The sequence below is a fragment of the Brevundimonas sp. GW822-FHT03E11 genome (assembly GCF_058801445.1).
Genome location: NZ_JBXANG010000001.1, coordinates 157,898 through 171,279, shown reverse-complemented (window position 1 = coordinate 171,279; position 13,382 = coordinate 157,898). Strand labels below are relative to the sequence as shown.

Annotated in this window: 13 protein-coding genes; 10 read left to right on the top strand and 3 right to left on the bottom strand. The window is 66.6% G+C overall.

Annotation, left to right across the window (positions count from 1 at the left end):
- Positions 1-5 precede the first annotated feature (5 nt).
- A complete protein-coding gene (rpsF, locus tag AC1RKE_RS00905; protein ID WP_054766976.1) occupies positions 6-395 on the bottom strand; it encodes a 30S ribosomal protein S6 in 390 nt (129 codons plus the stop codon).
- Between the two features lie 285 nt (positions 396-680).
- On the opposite strand from rpsF, the gene AC1RKE_RS00900 reads away from it, so the two are divergent.
- From AC1RKE_RS00900 to AC1RKE_RS00885, 4 genes are all read left to right on the top strand, one after another.
- Positions 681-2,273: a carboxyl transferase domain-containing protein gene (locus AC1RKE_RS00900; protein WP_483458114.1), complete on the top strand. Its 1,593-nt coding sequence runs from the start codon at positions 681-683 to the stop codon at positions 2,271-2,273.
- A gap of 234 nt (positions 2,274-2,507) precedes the next feature.
- Positions 2,508-3,725: a hypothetical protein gene (locus AC1RKE_RS00895; protein ID WP_152950545.1), complete on the top strand. Its 1,218-nt coding sequence runs from the start codon at positions 2,508-2,510 to the stop codon at positions 3,723-3,725.
- 107 nt (positions 3,726-3,832) lie between these two features.
- On the top strand, positions 3,833-4,732 hold the full coding sequence (locus AC1RKE_RS00890) for an enoyl-CoA hydratase-related protein (RefSeq protein ID WP_182714517.1): 900 nt from the start codon (positions 3,833-3,835) through the stop codon (positions 4,730-4,732).
- Positions 4,733-4,806: 74 nt separating this feature from the next.
- On the top strand, positions 4,807-6,210 hold the full coding sequence (locus AC1RKE_RS00885; RefSeq protein WP_182714518.1) for a Do family serine endopeptidase: 1,404 nt from the start codon (positions 4,807-4,809) through the stop codon (positions 6,208-6,210).
- A gap of 500 nt (positions 6,211-6,710) precedes the next feature.
- Here the strand turns inward: AC1RKE_RS00885 and AC1RKE_RS00880 are convergent, their stop codons facing one another.
- Positions 6,711-7,133: a VOC family protein gene (locus AC1RKE_RS00880; protein WP_348684062.1), complete on the bottom strand. Its 423-nt coding sequence runs from the start codon at positions 7,131-7,133 to the stop codon at positions 6,711-6,713.
- A gap of 70 nt (positions 7,134-7,203) precedes the next feature.
- Between AC1RKE_RS00880 and AC1RKE_RS00875 the strand changes: the two genes are divergently transcribed.
- From AC1RKE_RS00875 to AC1RKE_RS00865, 3 genes are all read left to right on the top strand, one after another.
- Positions 7,204-8,532, top strand: coding sequence for a replication-associated recombination protein A (locus tag AC1RKE_RS00875; protein ID WP_348684063.1), 1,329 nt, complete (start codon positions 7,204-7,206; stop codon positions 8,530-8,532).
- Positions 8,533-8,548: 16 nt separating this feature from the next.
- The gene (locus AC1RKE_RS00870) at positions 8,549-9,274 is read left to right on the top strand and encodes an RluA family pseudouridine synthase (protein WP_348684065.1); all 726 of its coding nucleotides are present in this window, start codon (positions 8,549-8,551) and stop codon (positions 9,272-9,274) included.
- 77 nt (positions 9,275-9,351) lie between these two features.
- Complete coding sequence (locus AC1RKE_RS00865; RefSeq protein WP_054766006.1) at positions 9,352-9,840, top strand: CC0125/CC1285 family lipoprotein; 489 nt, start codon at positions 9,352-9,354, stop codon at positions 9,838-9,840.
- Here the strand turns inward: AC1RKE_RS00865 and AC1RKE_RS00860 are convergent, their stop codons facing one another.
- A complete protein-coding gene (locus AC1RKE_RS00860) occupies positions 9,841-11,034 on the bottom strand; it encodes a hypothetical protein (RefSeq protein WP_333897334.1) in 1,194 nt (397 codons plus the stop codon).
- Between the two features lie 139 nt (positions 11,035-11,173).
- Between AC1RKE_RS00860 and crcB the strand changes: the two genes are divergently transcribed.
- Genes crcB through AC1RKE_RS00845 form a run of 3 tightly spaced genes read left to right on the top strand, consistent with a single transcriptional unit; the run spans position 11,174 to position 13,349 of the window.
- Entirely contained in the window at positions 11,174-11,569 is a 396-nt protein-coding gene (gene crcB, locus AC1RKE_RS00855) for a fluoride efflux transporter CrcB (protein ID WP_333897332.1), read from the top strand.
- Positions 11,566-12,588: an RluA family pseudouridine synthase gene (locus AC1RKE_RS00850; RefSeq protein ID WP_336967283.1), complete on the top strand. Its 1,023-nt coding sequence runs from the start codon at positions 11,566-11,568 to the stop codon at positions 12,586-12,588. Before crcB ends, AC1RKE_RS00850 begins: the two co-directional genes overlap by 4 nt.
- Positions 12,585-13,349 carry an ATP12 family chaperone protein gene (locus AC1RKE_RS00845; protein ID WP_287396098.1) on the top strand — a complete coding sequence of 255 codons (765 nt, stop codon included), beginning with the start codon at positions 12,585-12,587 and terminating at the stop codon, positions 13,347-13,349. Before AC1RKE_RS00850 ends, AC1RKE_RS00845 begins: the two co-directional genes overlap by 4 nt.
- The last annotated feature ends 33 nt before the right edge of the window (positions 13,350-13,382 follow it).

The window sequence follows — 13,382 nt, the reverse complement described above, 5'->3', positions numbered from 1 at the left end:
TTTCCTTATTCGGCGTCAGCGGCGTCGGCGTCGTCACGCGGGGTGCGCTCGCGTTCACGCTCGCGTTCGCGCTCGCGGCGGGCCAGAAGCGGCGACAGTTCCAGGTCCAGTTCCTCGACGCGGACGGTCAGCCAGCGCAGCACGTCTTCGTTGATCGACAGCTGACGCTCGACCTCGGCCATGGCGGCGGGAGGGGCGTCGACGGCCAGCAGCGAATAGTGAGCCTTGCGGTTCTTCTTCACGCGGTAGGTCAGGTTGCGCAGACCCCAGTACTCGATCTTGGCGACGGAGCCGCCGCCTTGCACGATCAGGTCCTTGATGGTGTCGTTCAGCGCTTCGGCCTGTTGCGCCGAGATGTCCTGGCGCGTCATGACCGTGTGCTCGTAAAGAGCCATGCGGTAGTCTCCCTTGTAGGCGTCGGCGCGGAAACGACCGGGTAAGTCGATCTCCACGATGGCTCCTGGCGCGGCGGCGGGACCGGTTGTCCAACCCTTTGGCGTTCCGCGTCAGGACCGAAGCCCTGGAAAGCGGGGGCGTATAGGGGAAAAGGCGGGAACTGGCAAGAACGGCGGGGCGTCGGGGTGAAAAGCGCCTGTGAGCAGGAGGCGAGCCTTCAGCGCGCGCCTCAGCGCACGTCTCACTCACTAGCGCTTTTCGCCAACCGCCCCTAAACCACCCCCATGCCGAAGCTGACGTCAGCGGTCGATCCGCAAAGCCCCAAGTACAAGTCCCTGCACGCGCATAACAGCGCCCTGGTCGCCGAACTTCACGACCATGTGGCCAAGGCCGCGCGCGGCGGCTCCGACAAGGCGCGCGAGCGTCACGTCGCCCGCGGCAAGTTGCTGCCGCGGGATCGGGTCGAGCGGTTGTTGGATCCCGGTTCGCCTTTCCTCGAGATCGGGCAGCTGGCCGCCCACGGCATGTATGACGGCGAAGCGCCGGGCGCCGGCGTCATCGCCGGGATCGGGCGGGTCTCAGGGCGCGAGGTCATGATCGTCGCCAACGACCCGACGGTGAAGGGCGGCGCCTACTTCCCCATGACGGTGAAGAAACACCTGCGCGCCCAGGAGATCGCCGAGCAGAACCGACTGCCGTGCGTCTATCTGGTCGACTCCGGCGGGGCCAACCTGCCGCACCAGGCCGAGGTGTTTCCCGACCGCGACCATTTCGGCCGCATCTTCTTCAACCAGGCGCGGATGAGCGCCAAGGGCGTCGCCCAGATCGCCTGCGTCATGGGCCTGTCCACCGCCGGCGGCGCCTATGTGCCGGCCATGTCGGACGAGACCGTGATCGTGCGGAACCAGGGCGCCATCTTCCTGGCCGGCCCGCCGCTGGTGAAGGCCGCCACCGGCGAGGTCATCTCGGCCGAGGAACTGGGCGGGGCCGAAACGCACGGCCGCCGCTCGGGCGTGGTCGATCATGTCGCCGAGAACGACGAACACGCGCTGGAGATCGTGCGGTCGATCGTCGCCAATCTGAACACGACCAAGGCCGTGGAGCTGGATGTGCGCGAACCCCGCGCGCCGGCCTTCGATCCGGCCGAACTGTATGGGCTGATCCCGGAGGACGTCCGCGCGCCCTATGACGTGCGCGAGGTGATCGCCCGTCTGGTCGACGGGTCGGAGTTCGACGAGTTCAAGGCCCTTTACGGCTCCACCCTGGTGTGCGGCTTCGCCCGCATCTGGGGCTATCCGGTCGCCATCCTGGCCAACAACGGCGTCATCTTCTCCGAGAGCGCCCAGAAGGGCGCCCACTTCATCGAACTGGCCTGCAAGCGCAAGATTCCGCTGCTGTTCCTGCAAAACATCTCGGGCTTCATGGTCGGCGGCAAGTATGAGGCGGGCGGCATCGCCAAGGACGGCGCCAAGCTGGTGACGGCCGTCGCCTCGGCCGAGGTTCCGAAGTTCACCGTCCTGATCGGCGGCAGCTTCGGGGCCGGAAACTACGGTATGTGCGGCCGCGCCTATTCGCCGCGCTTCCTCTTCACCTGGCCCAACAGCCGGATCGGCGTCATGGGCGGCGAACAGGCGGCCAGCGTCCTGGCCACCGTCCATCGCGACGCCGAGACCTGGTCGCCCGAGGAGGCCGAAGCCTTCAAGGCGCCGATCCGCCAGAAGTATGAGGACGAGGGCAATCCTTATTACGCCACCGCCCGCCTGTGGGACGACGGCGTCATTGATCCTGCGCAAACCCGGGATGTGCTCGGTTTGGCTATATCGGCGAGCCTGAACGCCCCGATCCCGGAGACGACCTTCGGCCTGTTTAGGATGTAGCATAAGACAGCTGTACTTCTCGCAGGGCGCCTCATATCGTCGGTCTATCAGATTTGGGGATCTTTTATGCCGACGGTTACGCCTGCCCAAGTTGCAGCCAAGCTGGCTCCAATCCTTCGCTTGCATTCTCAGGATCCGCATCGGCCGATAGCTGTCGAGACATTTCTCAGCCGCTGCCAGTTGGTCAGCGGTAGCGGAGAACTTTCATCCGGGGGCGCTGACTTACCCTCAGGCATGTCGGTTCTCGACGCCGGGCCGATGACTCCGGATAAGTTGAAAGCGGGATCCTCCAGCACTGCCTTCGGCGGTGGAGAGATCGACAATATTTCATTGTTTCCTCTTCCGGCTGCGCCGGGCTCAGCACCGGTCGCTGATTGGAGCTGGGTGTCGCTTTGGCAAGGTTATTTCAGCGATATAGGCGAGCTTCTCCCCTCGTCTCCGTCGGTGATCCCCGTATCCGACCCTCATTTCTATAACTATCAGCTCGAAACGTTCTTAGGTCAGCATGGACCTACAAATAGAACGATCACCGCGCCGATGTACGTCCGCATCGCAATGCGGGACGACTACTATCTTATTTCTTACTTCGGCTTCTTTGCATATAATGGGGGGCTGGGTCCGCAGACGTCTTACGCCTCACGGCCGCTGGGTTCGGGCTCCGGATTCGGCGCTCACATAGGGGACTGGATTCGTCTCACCGCCAAGGTGAAGATCAATCAGGACAAGGTGTCGTTGCTCTATGTCGATTATGAAGCCCATGGCGATCCCAACATTGTCACATCTTCGAATTTTTCAGACCTGACGCTTGACCAAGTGCCTCGTCTGAACGGCTATGCGGCTTGGCACAGCCATGAGCTTTACACGACCGCCGGCGTCCATATGAGGACGGAGACCGGCTTTACGGCGAACGATTATACAGACGATGTGGGGCCAGTCTGGGACACGGCGCCAAACCTCACCTTCATTTCCGATGACGGCCCAGCATGGGTTTTCTACAACGGCTTGTGGGGCGCCAACATCACCGTGTCCGGCTTCATTCAAAACTATCTCAAGAACGGGCCGCAGGGGCCGGCATTCCACTGGTATTGGACCTCCGAAACGAAAGACGGCCAGTCGCCGATCGTGCAGTGGAGGGACAATCAAGCTCCGCAACTGCCTCCCACCACCGGCGTGAACTGGAGTCTCTCGCCAGGGACTTACGTCTATCCACGCACGCCGATTACGGCCTCGTGGGCGGCTGTGCCACAGGCCACATCATATGTGCTCAACCTGTATAGGAACGACGCCTGCATTCTGACAACAACAGTGTCCGGCACGCAGTTCACCTATAATATAACCGGCCCCGATATGTATTTCAGTCTGACTTTGGAAGTCATCGCCATGGGCCTCAACACCCAGCCAGGCGTGCCGTGTCGGTCCAGCTCCTTCTATTGCGGCAACTCCACGGGCTAGTTTCCCATGAAGGCTGAGCGAGTTGGCGATCGAATCGAGGAGGGTTGCGTTTCCGTTTGACGTGGAGCGCGTTAGGCTCTCGTAAATCGAATATCCGAGATCAAGACATGGCCGATCAACCGAACGACGCCGACATCAACGCTCTGGACGTCACCGACGCGGAGGCGGCGGAGATCAACAGCATCGCCCATCCCCTGGTCGCGGACCCCGCGCCGGATGCGAACGATGATCTGGTTCGGATCGACGCCACCACCGACGGCGTCGTCTTCGTCACCCTCAACCGGCCGGAAAAGAAGAACGCCTTCGACGCCGCCACCATCGCCGCCCTGCATGAGGCGTTCGAGACCCTGCACGGCGCCGACCATGTGCGCGCGGTCTTCGTTCGCGGGGCGGGCGGAACCTTCAGCGCCGGGGCCGATCTGAACTGGATGCGTGACGCGGCGGACTGGTCCGAGGCCGACAATCGCGACGACGCACTGGGGCTGGCGCGGATGCTGAAGGCCCTCCACGACGTCCCCGCCCTGACCTGCGCCGTCGTCGAGGGCGCGGCCATGGGCGGCGGGGCCGGAATCGTCGCCGCCTGCGACATGGCCGTGGCGGTGGAGGGGGCGCGTTTCGCCTTTTCCGAGGTCAAGCTGGGCCTGATCCCGGCCACCATCGCCCCCTATGTCATTGAGGCCGTCGGGGCCCGCCGCGCCCGCCAACTCTTCCTGACCGCCAACAGTTTCGACGCCGACTACGCCGCCCATGCGGGACTGATCGACCTGGTCCTGCCCCAGGGGTCGGTCGATGAGTTCATCACCATGTTGACCGACAGCCTGGGCGGCAATGCGCCCGGCGCCATGGGCGAGGCCAAGCGGCTGGTCAACGACATCGCCGGCCACAGGATCGATCACGGCCTGATGGACGATACAGCCAGACGGATCGCCCGGGCGCGCGTCTCGGCCGAGGGGCAGGAGGGGGTTCGCGCCTTTCTGGACAAGCGCAAGCCGAGCTGGACGGTCTGACCGCCATCGCCTTGATGCCGCCAGAAAAGCCATGCGGTATAGCCCGGCTTGAAGCCTCCATTCCTTGGATGACGATGAAGACCCGACCGATCGTGCTCGTCGCCGCCCTGGCCCTTTCGGCCTGCGGCAATCCCACCTCGACCAAGGCGCAGGAGGGCGAGTTTGCCCAGCCCACGCGCACCGCCCCCAGCGATGCGGCGGGGATGAAGTCCAGCTTCGCCCCTGTGGTGCGCTCGGCCGCTCCGGCTGTGGTCAATATTTCGGCGCGCAGCGTGCAGCGGGTTCAGGTCGATCCCTTCTTCCAGTTCTTCGGCGGCGGCATCCCCCAGGCGCGGGTGGCCGAATCCGTGGGGTCGGGGGTCATCGTCCGTTCTGACGGGATCGTGGTGACCAACAACCACGTCATCGACGGCGCCCAGCAGATCAAGGTCGTGCTGAACGATCGGCGCGAGTTTCCCGCCACCGTCATCCTGGCTGACGAGCGCAGCGACATCGCCGTGCTGCGGCTGGAGAACGTCAACGACCGCCTGCCGGTCCTGGCCATCGACGATCAGGAAGAACAGCAGGTCGGCGATCTGGTCCTGGCCATCGGCAATCCCTTCGGCGTGGGCCAGACCGTGACCAACGGCATCATCTCGGCCCTGAACCGGACCGAGACGGGCATTTCCGACTCAGGCTCCTTCATCCAGACCGATGCGGCCATCAACCCGGGCAATTCGGGCGGGGCGCTGGTGGACATGGACGGCGACCTGATCGGCATCAACACCGCCATCTTCTCGCGCTCGGGCTCGTCGGCCGGGGTCGGCTTCGCCGTGCCGGCCGCCATGGTCAAGCGGGTGGTGGATTCAGCCCTGGGCGGCGCCAAGACGGTGGTGCGGCCCTGGCTGGGCGTGAAGGGCGACACCGTCACCGGCGACATCGCCGGCAGCCTGGGCCTTTCCCGCCCGCAGGGGCTGGTGGTCACCGACGTCTATCCGAACAGCCCCGCCGCCCGTGCGGGAGTGCGTCAGGGCGACGTGATCACGGCGATCGACGGCCAGGAGATCAATGACCAGGGCGGGCTGAACTACCGCATCGGCTCCCGCGCGCCCAATGATCAGGTGCAGGTGGCCATCCTGCGCGACGGACGGGCCCAGACGCTGACGGCGCGGGTGCAAACCCTGCCGGGCGAGGCTGATCCCGACAATGGCGTGATGATCCAGACCGGACCTTTCGCCGGCGCCGAGGTCGTGGCGCTGAACCCGGCCCTGGCCGACCGCCTGGGCGGCGACCCTTTCGCTTCGGGCGTCATCGTCACGGGCGTATCCGGCCGGGGCTACGCCGCGCGTGCGGGCTTCCGCCAGAACGACCTGATCGTCAGCATCAACGGTCGCCCCATCGCCACGGCGCGCGACGTCGAAGCCGCCGGGGCCGGTCGCGGCCCGTGGGAGGTGGTCATCAATCGCGGCGGTCGGCAAATCCGAGGCGTTCTGCGCTAGGCCGCTCCGCCATTGGACGCGAAAAAAGGTGTCCGATGTGTCCGATCTGTCCGACGGCCTTTGTTTTTGCGGGGGGAATTTCCCCGACGCCGATTGGGCTGTCCGAGGATGGGGCCAGGAGCGGGCTGAGGCCTGGGCTCGGCCGGCAGCGGCGCGCCGAATACTGAGACGTCCGTCCGATCGGACACGAAAAAAAGGTGTCCGATGTGTCCGATCTGTCCGACGGGTTTTGTTATCTAATGAGAAATGGCCGGACGCTGATCGGACTGTCCGGCTGCCGCCGCGCTCTGCTCCTTCTGCGATGTCAAAGACCGGGCGTCATTATAGGGCCCTCGGGAGGGGCGCCGGGTAGTTCGACGGGCGAAGCCGCAAGCCGTTGAAACAAGGAGCGGGTTTTCGCGACATTGGACGAGAAACCCAGGGATGGCCGGCAGGCGGAGGGCTGGGGATCGAGCGCTGCGAGGTCTCCCGCCGACCGGACCGGGGAGAGCCTGATCGTCTCAGCCCTTCGTCGGCCCGCCGATCGACCAGGTGTGGCCGAAGGGGTCGCGCAGGACGCCGTAGCGGTCGCCCCAGAACTGGTTCGCCATGTCCAAAACCGGTTCTGCGCCCCCGACGGTCAGGGCGCGGGTCCACCAGGCGTCCGGGTCGTCGACCTGAAGGTGCAGGGTGACGCCGGCGGGGCGGACGTCCTGGCTGCCCGTATATTCCGGGAACTCGTCGTTCAGCATCAGGCTGGCGCCGTTGATCCTCAGATGGGCGTGCATCAACCGTTCCCCGTCGTCCGCCAGCCGCCGATCCAGCACTTCCGCGCCGAAGGCGATGGTGTAGAAATCGACGGCGGCGGCGGCGCCCCGCGACGGAATGGTCAGGTGCGGGGTCAGGCCGCCAGTCGGGCCTTGGTTCGGATGGGCGTCGGTCATAAGGGCTCTCTGTGGCGCTGACCCATACTAACGGGTGAAAACCGCTTTAGGCACGACTACATAGGTCGCAATGAGCGATCTTTTCGAAGCCTCCGGCATATTGCCCCCCGACGCCCCCCTGGCGGACCGGCTGCGACCGCGCACGTTGGAGGAGGTGGTGGGCCAGGATCATCTGTTGGGGCAGGGCGGGCCGATCCGGCGGATGATCGAGGCGGGGCGGCTGGGCTCGATGATCCTGTGGGGTCCGCCCGGCACCGGCAAGACCACCATCGCCCGGCTGCTGGCCCAGGCGGCGGGCTATGAATACCAGTCGATCAGCGCCGTCTTCTCCGGCGTCGCCGACCTGAAGAAGGCGTTCGAGGCGGCGCGGATGCGGCGAGCGGCGGGGCAGAGCACCCTGTTGTTCGTCGACGAGATCCACCGCTTCAACCGCGCCCAGCAGGACGGCTTCCTGCCCTTCGTCGAGGCGGGGATCGTGACCCTGGTGGGGGCCACGACCGAGAACCCCAGTTTCGAACTGAACGGGGCGCTGCTGTCGCGGTCCCAGGTCTATGTGCTGAAGCGGTTGGACGACGCGGCGCTGGATCAACTGTTGCAGCGGGCGGAGGCCCATATGGAGCGCGCCCTGCCTCTGTCGCCCGAGGCGCGTCAGGCCATGCTGGCCCTGGCCGACGGCGACGGCCGCTATCTGCTGACCATGTCAGAGGTGTTGTTCGACCTGCCCAAGGGCGAGACCCTGGATGTGCAAGGGCTGGCGGGGGTGCTGCAACGCCGCGCGCCCGCTTACGACAAGTCGCGAGAAGAACACTACAACCTCATATCCGCCCTGCATAAATCGGTGCGGGGGTCGGACCCGGACGCGGCCCTCTACTGGCTGGCGCGAATGCTGAATGGGGGCGAAGATCCGCTGTATCTGGCGCGGCGCATCGTGCGGATGGCGGTCGAGGACATCGGCGAGGCGGACCCCCTGTCGATCCTGGTCGCCAACGCCGCCAAGGATGCGTATGATTTCCTGGGCAGCCCGGAGGGCGAACTGGCCCTGGCCCAGGCCGTGGTCCACCTGGCCACTGCGCCCAAGTCGGTGGGGGTGTACGAAGCCTTCAAGGCGGCGAAGAAGGCGGCCTATGAGACCGGCTCGCTGGCGCCGCCCGCCCATATCCGCAACGCCCCGACCAAGCTGATGAAGCAACTCGGCTACGGCAAGGGCTACCAGTACGACCCCGACACGCCCGAGGGCTTCTCGGGCGCCGACTTCTTCCCCGACGAGATGGAGCGCCGCACCTTCTACAGGCCCAAGGGCGAGGGGCATGAGGAGAAGATCAAGGCGCGGCTGGAACGCTGGGCCGAGATGCGGGCGCGAATGGCGAAAGAGGCGGCGGTGGACGGGGCGGGGGACTGACCTCTAGAAGCCCCCAATGACCGCCCGCACCCCCGTCGCCCTGTCCGAGGATGAGATCGCCGCCGTCCGGTCCTGGGTGATCCACGAGGACGCCCATCTCATCGCCTTTTCCAAGCCGTCCGGCCTGTCCAGCCAGGGCGGGCGCATCAAGGCCCATACGCTGGACGATCTGCTGTGGGCCTTCGTCCGGTCCAACGGAAAGCGGCCGGAACTGGTGCATCGGCTGGATCGCGACACCTCGGGCGTGATCCTGGCGGCCAAGACCAAGCCGGCGGCGGGTTTTTTGGGCAAGGCCTTGCAGATGCGGCGGTTCCGCAAACAGTATCTGGCCCTGCTGTCCGCCGCGCCGGACCCGAAATCCGGCTCCATCGACGCCCCGTTGCGGCGCGAGGAGATCGGGCGCGAGTCCTATATGCGGGTCGTCGCCTTCGACGCGCCCGGCGCCCAAGGGGCGCAGACCCGCTATCGGACCCTGGCCGCCAATGATCAGGGCGCGGTGGTCGAGCTGGAGCCGCTGACCGGGCGGATGCACCAGCTGCGGGTCCATATGGCCCATCTGGGCCGTCCGCTGATCGGCGACGTCCGCTATGGCGGCGCCCTGACGACAGAGGTCGGGCCGGCGCCGCGCCTGATGCTGCACGCCGCCAAGCTGAGCTTCCCCCATCCCGAAGGCGGGACCACCACGGTCGAGGCGCCGCCGCCCGCCGACTTTGCGGGTTTGCGCGCGGCGCTTGGCCTGTAGTCGGGGCCTCTAGTCTGGGCCTCTGGACGGAACGCTCCGGCTCAAACAACGCTATCTCAGCCAAAGGAGACCCCGCCATGAAGCGCCTCGCCGTTCTCAGCCTCGCCGCCTCGACCTTGGCGCTTGCGGCCTGCGCCAGTCTGGCGCCCTACGGCGCCCAGCGCGGGCCGGGCGGTCAGGGCTATTCCGACCAGAGGATCGAATCGAACCGCTATCGGGTGACCTACAACGGCGTGGGCGCCCCCGGCGCCGTAGCCGACTTCGCCCTGTTGCGGGCCGCCGACCTGACGACCGAACAGGGCTATGACTGGTTCGAGGTGACCCAGAGCTGGACCGACGGTCGTCCCGGCGGCGCGGGCGGGGTGCGGCCCAGCGTCTCCATCGGCGGCGGCTCCAGCCGGTACGGCGGCTATTCCGCCTCGGGCGTCGGCGTCGGCCTGGGCCTGAATTTCAGCGGCCCCAGCCCGACCTCGACTTCTCTGGAGATCGTCATGGGACGGGGTCAGAAGCCCGACCGTCCGAACGCCTATGACGCCCGCTCGGTCCAGGCCTCCATCCCACGCTGATCAGCGCCCCCTGGTCAGGGCGCGGTATTCGACAAGCCGTTCCTTGTCGCGCCGCACCTGGTCGCCGACCGTGTTGTCCACGTCCAGCGAGGCGTAGCGGACCCAGCCGTCAGCGCCCAGCTTGTCCTGAATGGCGTTTGCCGGGGTCTGCCAGCGGAAGTAGGACAGCCAGGACACGCCGAACGCCAGAACGACGGCGACCAGTTGAAGGACGCGGAACCCGACCTCGTTCGCCTGCGGCGCCGGAAAGAGGGCGAAGGCGATGAGCCAGATCAACAGAACCGCCGGGGTGGTGATCCGCCCGAACCAGCGCATCCAGTAGCGTTCGCGCCGCACACGCCACAGCTCCATCTGGATGAACTTCTCCAGATACTCCATCCGCGCCCCGATCCACATGACCAGACGCGTCAGATAGAGGGCGCGCTGGCCCCAGGCCTTGCCGTCCATCTGATAGGTGGTCTCCGCCTGGTCCGACAGGGCGCGGGCGTTGGTGAACAGGTTTTGCAGCTCCCGCGTTCGCTGCACGATCTCGCGCGACAGCTCATAGGAGTCGTTCTCCAGCCGGAACCGGTACTGGATGAACAGTATGGTCGAGACGCCGAAGAAGATCCCGCCCGTCGCCAGCATGGCCAGCACCCCCAGACCCAGACCGGCCGGCTGGCCGCCCGCCCATTCGGCGAACAGGGTCGGCCCCATCTCGGCCAGGACGGCGAAGGCGATCAGGGCCAGGGCCTGGGTCAGCCGCTTGATACCCACATGGACGCACAGGGCGCGGAAGATGCGCCGCCCATAGGCGTGAACCCGGCCGCGGATGTCGCGATCCGCCGGAAACCGCTCCTCGATCTGGCGTGAGAACAGGACGTGGAAGCGGTCGGGCTTCTTCTCGTTTTCCCAGAAGGGAAAGATGTCGAGGGGCTGGTTGAAATAGAGGTCGATGTTGCCGGAGATGCGCGCGATCGCCGCGTCGTCCAGGGTGAAATAGTCGCTTTCCTGGATCGGGCGCAGAACCCCTTCGTCCGATATGGCGGGGGTGTCGCTGGGGGTCGGCGTCGGCGGCGCGGCGCGCGGGGCCTCCGCCGGGGCTTCGGCCAGATCGTGCGGCTGCTCGGCCGCCGGCGCTTCGGGTTCGACGACGGGCGGCGGCGGGGTCATCGTCGGCGTGATCGCCGGGCTCTGGCTGTCTTCCTGCGACATGAAACATCCCCGACCTGAACTAGGCTGTTTCGGATATCGCCGTTAACCACGTCCGAGGGCAAGTGAAGTTTCGGTCAGACGGGCGGCGAGGGCAGGGAGACTTCGCTTTCGGCGGCGGCGGCGTATATAGGCCCGGATCATGACACGGTTTCTTCTCGTCGCCGCCGGCGGCGCCCTGGGGTCCATGGCGCGCTTCGGCCTGGGTCTCCTCGCCGCGCGGCTGGCGCCCAATACGGCCTGGCCGATGGGCACCTTCACGGCCAATCTCCTGGGCGGCCTGGCCATGGGCCTGCTGGTCGGCTGGCTGGCCTTCAAGGGCGGAGCGCATCAGGAGACGATCCGCCTGTTCGCCGCTGTCGGCGTGCTGGGCGGGTTCACCACCTTCTCCTCCTATTCGCTGGAGGCGGTGATGATGATCGAACGCCGAGATTACGCCCTGGCCGCCGCCTATGTGGTCGGTTCGGTGATCCTGGCCGTCGCCGCTCTCTTTATCGGCCTGATGGTCGCCCGCCGCGCTTTCGGAGCCGCCCTTTGACCGACCAACCGCCCGCAGACGCGCCCAAGCGCGAAGTCCTGACCCTCTATGTGGCGGAAGACGAGGACGGCATCCGGCTGGACCGCTGGTTCCGCAGGCGTTGGCCCCACCTGTCCAACATCCAGGTCCAGAAGATGGCCCGCAGCGGCCAGATTCGCGTGGACGGCGCCCGTATCAAGCCCGAGGGCCGTCTGACCGCCGGCGCCGCCGTGCGCGTGCCGCCGATCCCCGACGACACCTCGCGCCAGGCCGGCGATCCCCACACCCTGTCTGAACGCGACATCGCCTTCGCCAAGTCTCTGGTCCTCTATGAGGACGACATGGTCATCGCCCTGAACAAGCCGCATGGCCTGGCCGTCCAGGGCGGCACCAAGACCAGCCGTCACGTGGACCGCCTGTTGGGAGCCTGGGGCGAGGGGATGGAGCGGCCGCGCCTGGTCCACCGCCTGGACCGCGACACCTCCGGCGTCCTCCTGCTGGGCAAGGGGCCTGAGGCGGCCAAGCGTCTGGCCGGGGCCTTCGCCCGCCGTCAGGCCAAGAAGACCTATTGGGCCATCGTCATCGGCAATCCGAAACCCTATTCGGGCCAGATCGACATGCCGCTGAAGAAGACCGGCATCAACGACTTCGAGATGATGCGCCCGGCCGATCGCAAGGATCCCAAGGCCGAACCGGCCGAGACGGCCTTCAGCACCATCTCCCGCGCCTCCGATCGCGCCGCCTGGATGGCCCTGCGCCCCTTCACCGGCCGCACCCACCAGCTGCGCGCCCATATGGCCGGTATCGGCCATCCGATCCTGGGCGATCCCAAATACGGCGACGACAAGTCCCGCGAACTGTCCGGCCCGCTGAAGCTTCAGCTCCACGCCCGCAGCATCGAACTGGACCACCCGCGCGGCGGCCTGCTGAAGGTCACCGCGCCGCTCAGCCCCGAAATGAAGGCCGGCTTCGCCCATTTCGGCTTCTCCGAGGACGAGGCCGAAGACGATCCCTTCCTGGGCGTGAAGAGAATTCGATGAGCCATATTCCGCCGCTCGACCCCATCGTCGCCGCCCGCAAGGGCTTTCGCGAGGCCCAGGAGACGGTGCGCCGCTTCTGGAGCGATGTGACCGTCGGCCCCCATTCCGACGGCGGCTGGGCCGTGCTGCTGGACGGGCGTACGCCCAAGACCCCCGCCAAGGCGCCCCTGGTGCTGCCGACTGAGGCCGCCGCCCGGCTCGTCGCCGACGAGTGGGCCGCACAGGGCGAGGTGGTCGAGCCCTCGACCATGCCCGCCACCCGTCTGGCCTCGACCGCCATCGACCGGATCGGCCAGGCGCGCGAGGCGGTGGCGGACGAGATCGCCGCCTACGCCGGCTCCGACGTGGTCTGCTATCTGGCTGAACACCCCACCCCCTTGGTCGAGCGTCAGACGCGCGAATGGGGGCCGTGGCGCGATTGGGCGGCGCGCGAGATGGGGGTGGTCCTGGCGCCCGTCTCCGGCATCGTTCACCAGCCCCAGTCGCCCGAGGCCGTCGCCCGGGTGAAGGCCCACGCCCTGTCGCTGGACGACTTCCGCCTGACCGGCCTGGCGACCGCCGTGCCCCTGTTCGGTTCGGCGGTCCTGGCCCTGGCGCTGGAGCAGGGCGCTCTGGAGGGCGGCGTCGCCTTCGACCTGTCGCGGATCGATGAGCAGTTTCAGGAGGAGCAGTGGGGCGTCGATGCAGAGGCTGCGGAACGCACCGAGGCGCGCCGGGCCGAGGCCGAACTGCTCCAGCGGTGGTTCGAGGCGCTGGGTTGATTTTCCAATTTGGAAACTTATGACTTGACGATA

Excerpts from the sequence above, each read along its gene's own strand:
- AC1RKE_RS00860 (WP_333897334.1), bottom strand. The coding sequence starts at position 11,034 with ATGTCGCAGGAAGACAGCCAGAGCCCGGCGATCACGCCGACGATGACC.
- AC1RKE_RS00870 (WP_348684065.1), top strand. The coding sequence starts at position 8,549 with ATGACCGCCCGCACCCCCGTCGCCCTGTCCGAGGATGAGATCGCCGCC.
- crcB (WP_333897332.1), top strand. The coding sequence starts at position 11,174 with ATGACACGGTTTCTTCTCGTCGCCGCCGGCGGCGCCCTGGGGTCCATG.
- rpsF (WP_054766976.1), bottom strand. The coding sequence starts at position 395 with ATGGCTCTTTACGAGCACACGGTCATGACGCGCCAGGACATCTCGGCG.
- AC1RKE_RS00845 (WP_287396098.1), top strand. The coding sequence starts at position 12,585 with ATGAGCCATATTCCGCCGCTCGACCCCATCGTCGCCGCCCGCAAGGGC.
- AC1RKE_RS00880 (WP_348684062.1), bottom strand. The coding sequence starts at position 7,133 with ATGACCGACGCCCATCCGAACCAAGGCCCGACTGGCGGCCTGACCCCG.
- AC1RKE_RS00865 (WP_054766006.1), top strand. The coding sequence starts at position 9,352 with ATGAAGCGCCTCGCCGTTCTCAGCCTCGCCGCCTCGACCTTGGCGCTT.
- AC1RKE_RS00875 (WP_348684063.1), top strand. The coding sequence starts at position 7,204 with ATGAGCGATCTTTTCGAAGCCTCCGGCATATTGCCCCCCGACGCCCCC.
- AC1RKE_RS00900 (WP_483458114.1), top strand. The coding sequence starts at position 681 with ATGCCGAAGCTGACGTCAGCGGTCGATCCGCAAAGCCCCAAGTACAAG.
- AC1RKE_RS00890 (WP_182714517.1), top strand. The coding sequence starts at position 3,833 with ATGGCCGATCAACCGAACGACGCCGACATCAACGCTCTGGACGTCACC.
- AC1RKE_RS00885 (WP_182714518.1), top strand. The coding sequence starts at position 4,807 with ATGAAGACCCGACCGATCGTGCTCGTCGCCGCCCTGGCCCTTTCGGCC.
- AC1RKE_RS00895 (WP_152950545.1), top strand. The coding sequence starts at position 2,508 with ATGTCGGTTCTCGACGCCGGGCCGATGACTCCGGATAAGTTGAAAGCG.